Below are 13,357 nucleotides of genomic sequence, written 5' to 3' on the forward strand. Positions count from 1 at the left end.
GCAGGCGCGCCGAATGATCCATTCAAAGGAGGTTCATCATGAGTAAGATCCGCGATTATCAGCAGCAGGTACAGGACGTGATCGAAAAGGGCATCAACACTGTTGAGAAGCAGCACAAGACCCTGGCCGAGCGGCCCTTCGAACTTGCCGAGAAGGTTGAGCAGCAGGCCAAGAGCTACAGTGTGAAGTCCGTGCGCGCCAAGCACGACGACTACGCCAACACCGCGTACGAAACCCTGCGCGTGTGGAACCAGCGTCTGGGCGACTATGCCAACAGCCTGATCGGCCGCTTCGACAAGGAAGCAGCTCCGGCTGAGAAGCAGGCTGAGCAGAAGAGCGCCAGCAGTGCCCAGTCCGGCGCCCATAAGAAGTCCGCATCCAGCGCCAGCAAGCAGTCCAGCGGTGCCAAGAAGAGCACCGGCGGCGCGAAGAAGCAGACTGAGAGTCAGGCTTCCGCGTAAAGCCTCAGCCTTCGGGCTGAAATGGAACGGGCAGTGGCGCGAGCCGCTGCCCGTTTTTTATGGAATGTCAGTCGCCCATCGTGGCCAGTTCCTCGCGGGCCGTCTCTTCCTCCGGGATGGTCAGGGGTAAACTGCGCTTCTTGCCGGTCAGCTTCTCAAGGCGTTTGATCTTGTCCCGGTAGTCCTCACGGGTCTGTTCCGCCCTGCTGATCTCTTGCTGGATCTCGTTCAGCAGAGCGGTTTTTTCCGCGCGCTGGGTTTCCATCTTCTCACGCAGGGATTCCGGAACCTCCTGGCCGGTACGTTCCTGGTTGGCAGCACGTTTCTGGAGGTTCGCGATCTGCCCTTCGATATTTTTTATGTTGGCCAGCTTCAGGCGCACGGTTCCGAAGCGCTCGCGCAGCTTGCGCTGAAGGGCGCGCACCGCGTCATCCGGTGAGCTGTACTGGCGCAGCAGCCGCCGGTCCTCTTTTTTCTGTTCCTCGCGTTCCTTTTCGAGCCGTTCCTGGCGTTCGCGCTCCCGACGGCGTTCGGCCAGCTCTTCCTCGGTCGGCGGTGGCGGGACCTTTTCGATGACGCGGCCACTTTTGTTGAGCACTTCATAACCCTGTTTGAGCGCTTCCCGGGGCAGTGTGTTGCTCATGACCGTCCTGCCCTCCTCGGTCTCATACCGGTACATCTCGCCGAAGACGGGCGCGGTCAGGGTCAGGCACAGTGCAGTCAGTAACCATCGGTGCATCGGGGGGCTCTCCAGTCCGCGTGCTCACGCCACGCCGTAGGTATCCCGGTAGCGCGCCACCTCTTCAGCGTAGTCCGACATGTCGGGCAGTTCCCGCAGGTATTCCAGGATCTGGTCGAGGCTGATGATGCTCACCACCGGTATGTCGAATTCCGCCTCCACCTCCTGGATGGCGGAGCGTTCCGCCTGGCCCTTTTCCTGGCGGTCCAGAGCCACCAGGACGCCGGCCGGTGTTGCGCCTGCGGCCTGGATGCGCTCGATGGATTCACGCACGGCGGTGCCGGCGGTGATCACGTCGTCCACGATCAGTACCCGGCCTTCCAGCGGGGCGCCCACGATGTCGCCGCCCTCGCCGTGGGCCTTGTCTTCCTTGCGGTTGAAGGCCCAGGGCAGGTCCAGGCGATGGTGGGTGGCCAGTGCCGAGGCGGTGGCGGTGGCCAGGGGAATGCCCTTGTAGGCCGGGCCGAAGACCATGTCGCACTCCAGGTCACTGCGTGTCAGCGCCTGGGCATAGGCCTGGCCGAGCCGGGCCAGATCGCTGCCGCGCTGGAAAAGGCCCGTATTGAAGAAATACGGGCTGGTGCGGCCGGATTTCAGTTCGAACTCCCCGAAGCGGAGCACTTTGCGGGCAATGGCGAACTCGATGAACTCTCTCTGATAGGTTTCGATCATAGGGGCCTTCGGGGTCAGCGTATTTTGTCCATTGGCAAGCATGGGTATGATACACACAAATCGATACTGGAATCATTTATGCGGGTCGTTACAGTCAGTGTCAACGGATTGCGCGAGGCAATCAGCAAGGGGTTTTTCGAGTGGCTCGCGGAGCAGGATGCGGACGTGGTGGCGGTTCAGGATCACCGGGTGCGGGTCGCGGAGATCGAGGATGATCCGGCGCTGACTCCCGAGGGCTATCAGGCCTGGTTCGTGGATGCGGAGAATCCGGAAAGCGGCGGTGTGGGGTTCTACACCCGGCATTTCCCCAAGGCCATCATCTACGGCTTCAACTACGGGCCCGGGGATATGGAGGGCCGTTATCTGCAGGCGGACTTCCAGAAACTGAGTGTGGCGTCCGTGCTGGCGCCGGCGGCCGACGAGGCCGGTGGGGAGCAGGCCCGCGACGCCTTCATGGAGGCCTTCCTGACCCATACCGGCAAGACCGCCCGGAAGCGGCGCCAGTACATCATCTGCGCCAATCTGCGCACCGCCCACCGGGACGAGGACGCCGACTCCTTCTTCCACCGCCAGCCTGTTTCCGGATTCCTGCCCCATGAACGGGCCTGGATGGACGAGCTGTTCAACCAGCAGGGCTACCTGGATGCTTTCCGCTCACTGGAGGCGGATGACAGGGCAGCCTCCTGGTGGCCGGAGTGGGCGCGCAACTGGCGTCGGGCCGCCGGCTGGCGGACGGACTACCAGATGCTGACACCGGGCCTGCACGATGCGCTTGAGGATGGCTGGATCGACACGGACGCGGGGTTCTCCGACCACGCGCCCGTGGTGATGGATTACCGCATCTCGCCGGAGTGATTACCCGGCAAGCGCGGCCTTCTGGGCCTCGAACAGCTCGTTGATGCCCTTGCGTGCCAGACCCAGCATGGCATCCAGCTCCTGCTGCTCGAACGACTCGCCTTCCGCCGTACCCTGGATCTCGATGAAGCCGCCCCTGTCGGTCATGATCACGTTCATGTCGGTCTCCGCCGAGGAATCTTCCGGGTAGTCCAGGTCCAGAACCGGGGTGCCGTCATAGACGCCCACTGAAATCGCGCCGACCATCTGCTTGAGTGGGCTGCGGCTCAGGCGGCCGTTGGCCACCAGGGTGTTAAGGGCGTCCACCAGGGCCACGCAACCACCGGTGATCGCCGCGGTGCGGGTGCCACCATCGGCCTGGATCACGTCGCAGTCAATCACGATGCTGTGCTCGCCCAGTGCCTCCAGGTCCACGGCGGCGCGCAGTGAGCGCCCGATCAGGCGCTGGATCTCGACGGTGCGCCCGCCCTGCTTGCCACGGCTGGCCTCGCGGCCCATACGGTCGCCGGTGGAGCGGGGCAGCATGCCGTATTCGGCGGTTACCCAGCCCTGGCCCTGTCCCTTCAGGAAAGGCGGCACCTTGTTTTCAACACTGGCGGTGCAGAGCACGCGGGTGTCGCCGAACTCAGTCAGCACCGCCCCTTCGGCGTGCTTGGTGTAGTGGCGGGTCAGGCGGATATCGCGCAGTTGATCGGGATTTCGGCCGCTGGGGCGCATGCTTGCTCCTCCGGGGTTGATGGATGATCAGGGCGGGGAGTCTAGCATGGCAGGGAAGGGTGCGTGCGGGCGCGTGCCCGTCAGCGATGGTATACTGTTCGGTTCGTGCCGGATCGGAGCGAGGTGGAGATGGCCACACTGAACAGCATGACGGCATTTGTGCGGCGCCAGACGCAGGCTGAATGGGGCACCCTCACCTGCGAGTGCCGTACGGTCAACCACCGCTACCTCGACCCGTCATTGCGCCTGCCCGATGCACTTCGCCCCCGGGAAATGGCCTACCGGGAACGCCTGGGCCAATACCTTGCGCGTGGGCGGGTGGAACTTCAGTTCCGGCTTGAGGGCACCGATCAGGCACGCAGTCAGGATCCGGACCCGGTCGCCCTGCGCCAGCTTCGCCAGGCCATGGTGCGGGTGGAGCAGGAAATTGGCGACACTGCCCCGGTATCGCCGCTGGAGGTGCTCAACTGGCCGGGTGTCCTTGCCGGTGGCGAGCTGCCGGAAGAGGCCATTGTGGCCGCCGCGGACGAGCTTCTGGACGCTACTCTGGACGAAGTGGCCGAGCAGCGCCGGCGCGAGGGCGAGCGTCTGGTGCCGCTGCTTGAGGAACGCCTGGATGCCATCGAAGCCCATGTGGCCGAACTGCGCCGGAATATGCCCGAGTGGCGCGAGCAACAGCGGCAGCGGCTGGTTGAGCGCCTGGCCGAATCCGGCGCTGAACCCGGTGATGAGCGGCTGGCGCAGGAAGTCGCGATCCTGGCCCAGAAAGCGGACGTAACAGAGGAACTGGACCGGCTCGAAGCCCATGTGGCCGAAGTGCGCGCGGCATTGGAATCTGCCGGTCCTGTGGGGCGGCGCCTGGATTTCCTGATGCAGGAACTCAACCGCGAAGCGAACACGCTCAGCAGCAAGTCCACGGCGGCGGAACTGACCCGCCTGGCGGTGGAGATCAAGGTGCTGATCGAACAGATGCGCGAACAAGTACAGAATGTTGAGTAGTGTTTTGTTCTATTCTGCAAATGCTTTATTTTTGTAACTACCTGTCTTGCGCATCTATCTTCTCAGTCGTCAAGACGAAGTCTGTGGACTGCTCACCAAAGACTTCAGTTCAATATCCGGATCCTTCAGTAGTTCCGGACTGATCTTCTTGTGTTGTCGAACAAGTGCCTTACCAACCATGAAAGCGATGGGTAGGTTGATCGCGTCAACAGCAATGACACAACCCTTACGGAGATAGAACACGGCAAATGCCTTGTCCAAGGGGCTGCCGCGAATCACTCGTTGATCATGATTTTGCGACAATCCCACCATCTGCAGACGAACATCGTACTGGTTTGACCAAAACCATGGGACGCTATCGTAGGGTTTCTCTTCACCCATCAGGGTTGCTGCGGCTGTACGGGCCTGATCGACAGCATTGGCGACCGACTCAAGTCGTTGCCTATTCGTGAAGAAAAGATTTCGGTGTTGAGTGCAGTCGCCTATGGCAAGAATGGCGGGATCTTCGGTACGGGTAAACTCGTCAACAATAATGCCGTCATCACAGGGCAGGCCGGCAGCCTCAGCTAGAGCGGTTTCCGGGATAATGCCTATCGACACAAGCACGGTGTCAGCCGGTATGGTACTTCCCTCCCCCAGCGTGACGCCAGCCACATGCCCCTGATCACCCGCTTCAAAACCGGTTACCGCTGTGTTCAGACGTACGTCTACCCCGGCACTGCGGTGTTTGTCGTAAAAGAACGCTGATATTTCCGGGCCCGTAACGCGCTGCATAAGACGCTCGGCGGCTTCCAGCACCGTGACATGAACGCCTTTTTTGATAGCGCTGGCTGCCACCTCAAGGCCGATGTAACCACCACCCACGATGACCAGGCGCTTCCCCGGAACCAGTTCTTCATGCAGGGCATCCGAGTCAGCTATGTCGTGCAGATAATGAATACCCTTCAAGTCGGCTCCGGGGGCGTTCAGGCGTCGAACCTGTGACCCCGTGGCCAGGACCAGTCGATCATATTGCAATGTGCCATGGTCCGACAAAGTGATAGTCTTGTTGTCCCGGTCGATTTCTTTGGCACGCACACCGAGCCGCAACTGATGGCCTGAATTTTCGTACACCGAGCAAGGCTTCAGGTACAGCGACGCCTGATCAACCTCTCCTGCCAGGTAGTCCTTGGACAGGGGCGGCCGCTGATAGGGTGGATGTGGTTCTTCGCCCACCAGAACCACCTCCTGTTGATAGTTCTTTTGCAGCAAGGTTGTTAGAAGTGCACCTGCTGCGTGCCCGCCGCCAACGATAACTGTCGTCTCTTTCTGTTTGTTTGTCATACCTGTCTCTTTCTATTGTTTTTTGGGGTTAGGTTGATCATGAGTTAAGACCCCAACTGCTCCCGGTGATGCCCCGCACACGGTGCTCAGCCGATCGCCTCTCCGGCATCCTCAAGTATCATCGCGGCACCCTTCTCGCCGATCATGGTCGCCGGCTGGTTGGTGTTGCCGCCGACCAGCGTCGGCATGATGGAGGCATCCACCACCCGCAGGTATTGCAGGCCATGGACGCGCAGGCGTGGGTCGACCACCGCCACCGGATCGACACCCATCCTGCAGGTACAAAGGGGGTGATACGCCGATTCACCGCTGCGCCACACCCATGCGGCAAGGTTGTCGTCATTCTGTAACGCTGGCCTGGGCGACACCTCAAGCCCGTGGTGCGGGGCAAAGGCTGGTTGCGCCAGGATTCTGCGCACCAGATGTACCCCGCGTACCAGTCGCCCCACATCCGCAGAATCGGCCATGTAGGTGGAGTCGATCAGCGGCGCCGCGAACGGGTCGGCTTCGAGCAGTAGCACTGAATAACGACCGCTCTCCGACAGGCGATTGGCGACGGCACATCCGGCCGAGCCGGCGCCAACCACCACATAATCAAATTGCTCGGTTGTCATCCTGATCAGCCGGCTTCTTTACCTTTCGGTGTCAGCTTGACCATCACCTCCGAATAACCCCGCACGAAGTTGGACTGCACCCGTTTGGGCTCTTCGACGACTTCGATGTTGTCAAAACGCTTGAGTATTTCTTCCCATAGGACGCGCAGTTGCAGTTCAGCCAGGCGGTTGCCCATGCAACGGTGAATCCCATAGCCAAACGACATGTGGTTTCGTGCGTCCTTGCGGTCAATGATGAATTGATCGGGGTTGTCGAATTTGCGCTCGTCCCGGTTGCCCGAGGCGTACCACATGACAACTCGATCACCCTTCTTGATGGTCTGGCCGCCCAGCTCAACATCTTGCTTGGCGATTCGACGCATATAGGCCAGAGGCGTTTGCCAGCGGATGATCTCCGAGACCATGTTCGGAATCAATTCCGGATTTGCTTTCAGTTTTTTGAATTCTTCAGGGAATTCGTTCATGGCCACCAGGCCACCACTCATCGAGTTGCGAGTGGTATCATTGCCACCAACGATGAGCAGCGTCAGGTTGCCGATAAACTCCATCGGGCGATCGATCAGATCTTTCGTTTCATCGTTACTCTGCAGCAGGCTGATCAAATCGAAACCGGGCTCCTCGCCTGCCGCGCGGCGTGCCTCCTTGTCCCGCCAAAGCTTGGAGAAAGACCACGCCATGTCTGCCGCATCGTCAAACATAGCCTCTTCGTCGGCAAATTCCCCGCCAGTAGCCGATGCCGCACCGGCCATTCGGTCCGACCATTCAACCAGCTTGTGACGTTCCTCATAAGGGAAATCCAGAAGGGTCGCCAGCATGCGGCCGGTCAATTCCTTTGATACAGCAGGCACCCAGTTAAAGGGCTTGTCCTGAGGCAGGCTGTCAAGTACCTCGCCGGTACGCGATCGGATCAGCCCCTCCATTTCCTTCAGGTTCTTCGGTGCCACCACCCCTTGTACCGAGCTGCGCTGCACATCGTGTTTCGGTGGATCCATTGCTATGAACATTTCCACCGACAGCCCTTCTGGAGGATCACCCAGAATGATTTGCGGCTCGGCGGAAAATAGGTCATGGCTTTTATCCACGAACATGATGTCCTCAAAGCGAGTTACCGACCAGAAAGGGCCAAAAGGGCTGTTCTTCTGATAATGGACCGGCGCCTCATCGCGCAACCGTTTGAAATAGGGCCGCCACTGACCCTGCCGGTATAAAAACGGATTGCTGACATCAATGTCTTCAAGGGCCAGCGTGTTAACGTCCGGGATAGGCTTTTCAACGAATTCGGGCATTGGCCGGCGTGGGCCGAAGGCTTTCTTCTTGCCGCCTATTAAAAATTTCAATCCCTGGATTTGCCTGTGCATCGGCACCACCCTGGAGGTGGCGTTAATCAGCCGGGACTGAATGTCGTCAAATGTTCTGGATAATGTTGGCATGTGTCCTCCTGTGTTCACATCTGGAACTCGGGCAAATGCACGGTCATGCCGTCCATTTCATCAGTCAGTACCACCTGACAGCCCAGGCGCGAAGTGCTCGTCCGCTCCGGCGTCATTGACAGCATTTGCTCTTCCTCACCACCAAGCGTACCTGTCTTGCTGAACCATCCTTCCGAGACGATGACGTGGCAGGTGCCACAGGCGCATTCACCCCCGCAGTCCCCGTCAATACCGGGAATGGCGTTGTCAACGGCGATCTGCCTTACCGAGGAACCGGCTTCGAATTCTGCGACATGTACAGTTTGATCATTCTCGATAAAGGTAATCTTGCCCAATATTTTCCCCTTCTAGATCGTTCCCAGTAGTTAGATATTGGCTGTCTGTCGGTACTCCCATCAGGTCATTTCTTGACAGGGTGGGGTCATTTAAAGCCACAATAGCTGGGCTCTAGGAGGAAAACCATCAATGATCGCGGTGCAGAAGAAGACTGTGGGCAAGCAGGGGCCCCGCCCCGGTATACCAACAAATTACTCCCGGCTAATCGCGCGTGAGCTGGATCTAGCAGCGAAACAGCTGCCAAGCCTGCTGCGGGGCACTGGGCTTGGCGTGACGCAATTTTTGAGCGAGGACGACTTGCTTACTGTAGCTCAGCAGACGCGGATCCTGCGTAATGCGATGGAGCTGTCCGGCCAGCCGGAATTCGGGTTAAGGCTGGGCAGACGAATGACTCCGGCAACCCACGGAGCAATGGGGTTCGTGGCTTACAGCAGCCCCGACCTCCTCACTGCTCTACACGCGGTTCAGACATTCCTGCCCATGCGCGCAGGTTTCATCGAGCTGCATTTACAGCAAGGCGACGAGCGTCTGGAATGTATTCTGCATTACCGGGAGCCGTTGGACGATGACATACAGCGGTGCCTGTCGGAGGTGATGGTCATGGCATTTTTCGAATTCGGCGAATTCATGGTTGGCCGCCCTCTGCACGAGGCTGAAGTATGCTTCGCCCACCCGAAGCCCGGCTATCACGCAATGTATTCGGACTTTCTGTCCGGCCAGATTCACTTTGATTGCAACCAGTTAAAACTCAGCTTACCGATGGCCTTGTGTCGGGCACCAAACGCCTCTGCCAATCATGAAAACTATCGTCTGGCCATGCAACAGTGTGAAGCCATGCTTGCGCAACTTCAGGCCGATAAGCCGAGCTACCAGACCCGGTTGAAGAAGATGATGTTGTCCCGGCCGCCGGGAACGCTCAGTGAAGAGGAAGCGGCTGCCTCTCTGTTCATCAGCAAACGTACCCTGGCGCGTAAACTCAACCATGAAGGAAGCAGTTTCCGAAAAATCCGTGATGAGATTCTGTCTCAGCAGGCAGCGCTGCACCTGCGTGACAGCGAACTGTCAATCGAGGCCATTGCCGCGTTGATGAACTATCACGACAGTGCCAACTTCAGACGCGCCTTCAAACGCTGGTTTGGCCAACCGCCAGAGCAATTCAGGCTGAATGTCAGATCAAACGCCGTACGTCCACCTGATGGACAGGCATGAACCGGTGTTGCTTGCGCCTGTGTAGCCAGTGCCTACGTGTCAGGTCCCAGATGATCAGATCTCAAGAAAGAGTTACCCTCTTCTGGTAGTTCGTTAACTTGTGCATCTGCAGGAAGACTGAAGTACAGTGGCTTGCTGCCCCAGTGATGCACAGACAAAGCAGAAATGGCTGATTGCCTCTTGAGTGCCTATCTATTAGTAGGTAGTCTGGTAGAGTGTTTAATCCCAACAGAGGTGAGCAATGAATATTTACGAGACCGAAGGCTTTCCCAACCCGCTGCGCATACGTATTGCCCTTGCCGAAAAAAGTGCCACTGACAAAGTGGTTTTTGTCCCAGTGGATGTCATGGCGGGTGAGCACCGTACCAGCGCCTTCAGGGCGAAGAACCCCGACGCCACCGTACCGGTACTGGAACTTGATGATGGCACCTGCATTGCACAGTGCAACGCCATCACCGAGTATCTGGACGGTGTGTTTGACGGGCCTTCCCTGACGGGCGCCTCGCCCAAAGAGCGCGCGGTTATCGCGATGATGAATATTCGTGCTGAATCCGGCTTGATGGATGCGGTGGGCGCGTATTTCCACCACGCAACCCAGGGACTGGGGCCCGACCTCGAGACATGGCAATGCCCTGAGTGGGGCAATAAGCAGAAAGAGGTCGCTCAGTCGACGATGGCCTATCTCAACGAGGTGCTTGTGGAAAACGAGTTTCTTGCTGGTGACCATTTCACTGTTGCGGATATCACGGCTTATGCCGGGCTGGTGTTTGCAGAGTTCGCCAAGGTTGACATTCCCGATCACCTGGATCATCTCCTGGCCTGGCGTGCCCGGGTCGCGGCCCGTCCGTCAATTACCGGCTGATGCCCGGGCCTTTCGGCTTGGCAGACTGATTAACCGGAGGACAGAGCATGGAAATCAATGCAGATTTCACAAAGCCCGTGGTCATTGACACCGACCAGCTTGAGTGGCGCCCTTCACCCATGAAAGGGGTGGAGCGGAGAATGCTGGATCGTATCGGTGGCGAAGTGGCCCGTGCCACCAGTATTGTGCGGTATGCGCCAGGCAGCCGATTCTCGGCGCACACTCATGACGGTGGCGAGGAATTCATCGTACTTGACGGTGTGTTTCAGGACGAACATGGGGATTATCCGGCGGGAACCTATGTGCGGAATCCGCCAACCACCTCTCACGTGCCTGGCTCTGCCGAGGGGTGTACGATTTTTGTCAAGCTCTGGCAGTTCGATCCGGCGGACCGCACTCAGTTCAGCAAAAACATGGAAGCGGAACTGGGTGCCCCGGTGGAGGGCGTTTCCACTTCGCTCCTGCACGAGGACGAGCGTGAAACGGTCACTTACCGCAAGCTTGAGCCCGGTGCTACCCTGACATCAGACGCGACCGGTGGGATCGAGGTGTTGGTCCTGGACGGCGACGTCACGGTGAACAATAATGCGCTGGGTAGGAATGCCTGGTTGCGTTTGCCTGATGGGGAAGCGTTGTCCGCAACGGCCGGAGCCCAGGAGGCGAAAATCTGGATGAAGACAGGTCACCTTCGGTTTGTCAGAGCCCCCGGGAGGTAGTTGCCCGGAGCCGGAAGAGTCCTGTACCTGTAAAGAGATAATGGGCCTTGATCGGGGGGAATGGAGGTCAAGCTTCTTTCGATCAAGGCGTCATAATCGGCAAGCGCCTGAGTGAACCGCGTTAAACCCTGGATATTTATGACCCGTGACACCAGATCGGCCCTTCTGGACCTCGCAGAGCGCATCGCCCGATCAAGGGGATTTGACGGGTTCAGCTATGCGGATCTGGCTGAGGCCATCGGGATTCGGACGGCCTCGGTCCATTATCATTTCCCCACCAAGGCGAAGCTCTCGGAAGCCTTGATCGAGCGCTATCAGACCAGTCTGCAGAATGGTCTGGCCGAGATCGAGGCAGCCCATGCCAGCGCAGGCGAGCGCCTCAAGGCACTCATTGCCCTATACCGCGGAGCCTTGCATGATGGACAAACCGTGTGTCTGTGTGTTGCCTTTTCGACCTGTCGCGAAAGCCTGTCCGACACCGTCATTGCCAGAGTCGGCGCCGTTCGCGCAATGGTTCTGCAGTGGATTGCAGAAACGTTTGAGCTGGGGCACAGGGATGGATCCGTCTCGGCCATCGGTGATCCGAGTGATGAAGCACCGGCGACCCTGGCGATGCTGGAAGGTGCCCACCTTGCCGCGCGCACCGAAGAAGACCCCGCCGTCTTTGATGCCGCAACGCGACTGCTGCTCGCCCGCTGCCAGTAACGACTGGACAAGAATCGCGAACCGGCAGTATTGACAGTGAATCCTGCAACACCAACCGAAAAGCATGATGAGGTGCAACATGGCCACTGAGAGTTTACCGCAGTTCAATAATGACAAGCGTCCAGGTTGCAAGCCACTGGGCAACTCGGGGCTGTTCGTCTCCGAACTGTGTCTGGGCACCATGACCTTTGGCGGCGATGAAGACATCTGGGGGCTGATCGGCCAGTTGCAGCAGGAACAGGCCGACGAACTGGTAAAGATTGCCCTGGAAGCGGGGATCAACTTTATCGATACCGCCAACATCTATGGTTTCGGGGCCAGTGAGCGCATTGTTGGCCAGTCCCTGAAGAACCTTGGCGTTCGCCGGGAAGATGTCGTGTTGGCCACTAAGGTGCTCGGCCCCATGGGGGATGGCCCCAATGCCCGCGGTGCGTCCCGCGGTCATATCATGAGTGAATGCAAGGCGAGCCTGGCGCGCCTTCAAACGGATTATATCGACCTGTACCAGATTCACGGCTTCGACCCGGCCACACCGATCGAGGAGACCCTAGAGGCACTGAACACCCTGGTGCAAAAGGGCGATGTGCGTTACGTGGGTCTGTCCAACTGGGCTGCCTGGCAGGTGATGAAAGCCATCGGCATCACCCGGGCCCGTAACCTGTGCCCGATCATATCCCTGCAGGCCTACTATACCCTCGTGGGTCGCGACCTGGAGCGGGATATTATTCCGATGCTGGAATCTGAAAATGTCGGTCTGATGGTGTGGAGCCCACTGGCCGGCGGTTATCTGTCCGGTAAATACGAGGGGCCGGACGTGTCCGAGGAAAACCGGCGTGCCAGGTTTGACTTTCCGCCTGTCGACCGTGAGCGGGGCAGCGAAGTCATCAAGGTGATGCGGGAGATTGCCGACGGAAAGCAGATCGACGGCGAGCCGGTTACCGTGGCCCAGATCGCCCTAGCGTGGCTGTTGCATCAAAAACCTGTGGCCAGCATTATCGTTGGCGCCAAGCGGCCGGAGCAGCTGAAAGCCAATATCCAGGCAGCGCAGATCCGGTTGTCTGGCGAAGAACTTAATGCGCTCGACGAGGTGAGCCGTATACCGGAGGAATATCCAGGCTGGATGATGAAAATGATGGCCGGGTATCGGGACTCTACCGGGTCCTGACTCCTACAACGGACTCAATCTTCACATTGTGCTTCGCCGCGGCGAAGCTTTTCAACTGGAGAATCCGTCTATGCTGTCTTCAGCCCCGAGCCAGGCAAACACGGCTGGGATGCCAGTCTGGGAGCCGGTGTGCTCTATGCTCCGAACTACCTCGGCTGTGACGGTTATGAAGCCAGGGTCTGGCCGACGCTTAATGTGAGCTATGGTGACCGGTCCTACTTTAACATTTGCGATGGTCTCGGCTGGAACATGATCCGCCACGGCAACTGTCATCTGTCATCCTTTATTGGTTACACTCCCGGGTGCGACAATGTTCAACCCCTCACTTCCGCTCACGCCTCTATCCGGGAATCAGGGAAACAATATGCATCCGTCTTTTTCATATAACTGATATCGTTGGCTACGAGACCCGGCCGGTCCTTAATCCTGCCCTGTCATGGCCGCCACCAGATCTAGGTCGCACCTGACCAGTGCTGTGCTGCAGGGGCGGCTGAACCCGATTTCCTGAGCAGCAAGATAAAGGGTGTCAGTGCACAGCACATGCAGGTGTCCCG

Annotated in this window: 16 protein-coding genes; 9 read left to right on the forward strand and 7 right to left on the reverse strand. The window is 58.8% G+C overall.

Annotated features, from left to right (window positions below; translation table 11 throughout):
- Window positions 1–38: 38 nt before the first annotated feature.
- The gene (locus CK501_RS04375; protein ID WP_095616478.1) at window positions 39–461 is read left to right on the forward strand and encodes a hypothetical protein; all 423 of its coding nucleotides are present in this window, start codon (window positions 39–41) and stop codon (window positions 459–461) included.
- A 67-nt stretch (window positions 462–528) separates the two neighbouring features.
- On the opposite strand, the gene CK501_RS04380 is transcribed toward CK501_RS04375, so the two are convergent.
- Window positions 529–1,200: a DUF4124 domain-containing protein gene (locus tag CK501_RS04380; RefSeq protein WP_095616479.1), complete on the reverse strand. Its 672-nt coding sequence runs from the start codon at window positions 1,198–1,200 to the stop codon at window positions 529–531.
- Window positions 1,201–1,224: 24 nt separating this feature from the next.
- A complete protein-coding gene (gene pyrE / locus CK501_RS04385) occupies window positions 1,225–1,872 on the reverse strand; it encodes an orotate phosphoribosyltransferase (protein ID WP_202405495.1) in 648 nt (215 codons plus the stop codon).
- Between the two features lie 78 nt (window positions 1,873–1,950).
- Between pyrE and CK501_RS04390 the strand changes: the two genes are divergently transcribed.
- Entirely contained in the window at window positions 1,951–2,727 is a 777-nt protein-coding gene (locus CK501_RS04390) for an exodeoxyribonuclease III (protein WP_095616480.1), read from the forward strand.
- Here the strand turns inward: CK501_RS04390 and rph are convergent, their stop codons facing one another.
- Complete coding sequence (gene rph / locus CK501_RS04395; protein ID WP_095616481.1) at window positions 2,728–3,444, reverse strand: ribonuclease PH; 717 nt, start codon at window positions 3,442–3,444, stop codon at window positions 2,728–2,730.
- A 129-nt stretch (window positions 3,445–3,573) separates the two neighbouring features.
- Here rph and CK501_RS04400 point away from each other — a divergent pair, with 129 nt between their 5' ends.
- Window positions 3,574–4,443, forward strand: a complete 870-nt coding sequence (locus CK501_RS04400; protein ID WP_233128837.1) for a YicC/YloC family endoribonuclease — start codon at window positions 3,574–3,576, stop codon at window positions 4,441–4,443.
- Between the two features lie 69 nt (window positions 4,444–4,512).
- Here the strand turns inward: CK501_RS04400 and CK501_RS04405 are convergent, their stop codons facing one another.
- From CK501_RS04405 to CK501_RS04420, 4 genes are all read right to left on the reverse strand, one after another.
- Complete coding sequence (locus CK501_RS04405) at window positions 4,513–5,766, reverse strand: NAD(P)/FAD-dependent oxidoreductase (protein WP_095616482.1); 1,254 nt, start codon at window positions 5,764–5,766, stop codon at window positions 4,513–4,515.
- Between the two features lie 86 nt (window positions 5,767–5,852).
- Complete coding sequence (locus tag CK501_RS04410) at window positions 5,853–6,380, reverse strand: FAD-dependent oxidoreductase (protein ID WP_143421379.1); 528 nt, start codon at window positions 6,378–6,380, stop codon at window positions 5,853–5,855.
- Window positions 6,381–6,385: 5 nt separating this feature from the next.
- Complete coding sequence (locus CK501_RS04415; RefSeq protein ID WP_095616483.1) at window positions 6,386–7,810, reverse strand: cytochrome P450; 1,425 nt, start codon at window positions 7,808–7,810, stop codon at window positions 6,386–6,388.
- Window positions 7,811–7,824: 14 nt separating this feature from the next.
- A complete protein-coding gene (locus tag CK501_RS04420) occupies window positions 7,825–8,145 on the reverse strand; it encodes a 2Fe-2S iron-sulfur cluster-binding protein (RefSeq protein ID WP_095616484.1) in 321 nt (106 codons plus the stop codon).
- 130 nt (window positions 8,146–8,275) lie between these two features.
- Between CK501_RS04420 and CK501_RS04425 the strand changes: the two genes are divergently transcribed.
- The 6 genes from CK501_RS04425 to CK501_RS17200 all read left to right on the forward strand — a co-directional run bounded on the left by CK501_RS04425 (window position 8,276) and on the right by CK501_RS17200 (window position 13,190).
- Window positions 8,276–9,355, forward strand: coding sequence for an AraC family transcriptional regulator (locus CK501_RS04425; RefSeq protein WP_095616485.1), 1,080 nt, complete (start codon window positions 8,276–8,278; stop codon window positions 9,353–9,355).
- 241 nt (window positions 9,356–9,596) lie between these two features.
- Window positions 9,597–10,217 carry a glutathione S-transferase family protein gene (locus CK501_RS04430; protein WP_095616486.1) on the forward strand — a complete coding sequence of 207 codons (621 nt, stop codon included), beginning with the start codon at window positions 9,597–9,599 and terminating at the stop codon, window positions 10,215–10,217.
- Between the two features lie 47 nt (window positions 10,218–10,264).
- Window positions 10,265–10,933 (forward strand): cupin domain-containing protein, encoded by a 669-nt coding sequence (locus CK501_RS04435; RefSeq protein WP_095616487.1) that lies wholly within the window; start codon window positions 10,265–10,267, stop codon window positions 10,931–10,933.
- A 138-nt stretch (window positions 10,934–11,071) separates the two neighbouring features.
- Window positions 11,072–11,638, forward strand: a complete 567-nt coding sequence (locus CK501_RS04440) for a TetR/AcrR family transcriptional regulator (protein WP_095616488.1) — start codon at window positions 11,072–11,074, stop codon at window positions 11,636–11,638.
- A 79-nt stretch (window positions 11,639–11,717) separates the two neighbouring features.
- Complete coding sequence (locus tag CK501_RS04445; protein WP_095616489.1) at window positions 11,718–12,803, forward strand: aldo/keto reductase; 1,086 nt, start codon at window positions 11,718–11,720, stop codon at window positions 12,801–12,803.
- Between the two features lie 129 nt (window positions 12,804–12,932).
- Window positions 12,933–13,190 (forward strand): MipA/OmpV family protein, encoded by a 258-nt coding sequence (locus CK501_RS17200; protein WP_198949379.1) that lies wholly within the window; start codon window positions 12,933–12,935, stop codon window positions 13,188–13,190.
- The last annotated feature ends 167 nt before the right edge of the window (window positions 13,191–13,357 follow it).

The sequence above is a fragment of the Halovibrio salipaludis genome (assembly GCF_002286965.1).
GTDB lineage: Bacteria > Pseudomonadota > Gammaproteobacteria > Pseudomonadales > Oleiphilaceae > Halospina > Halospina salipaludis.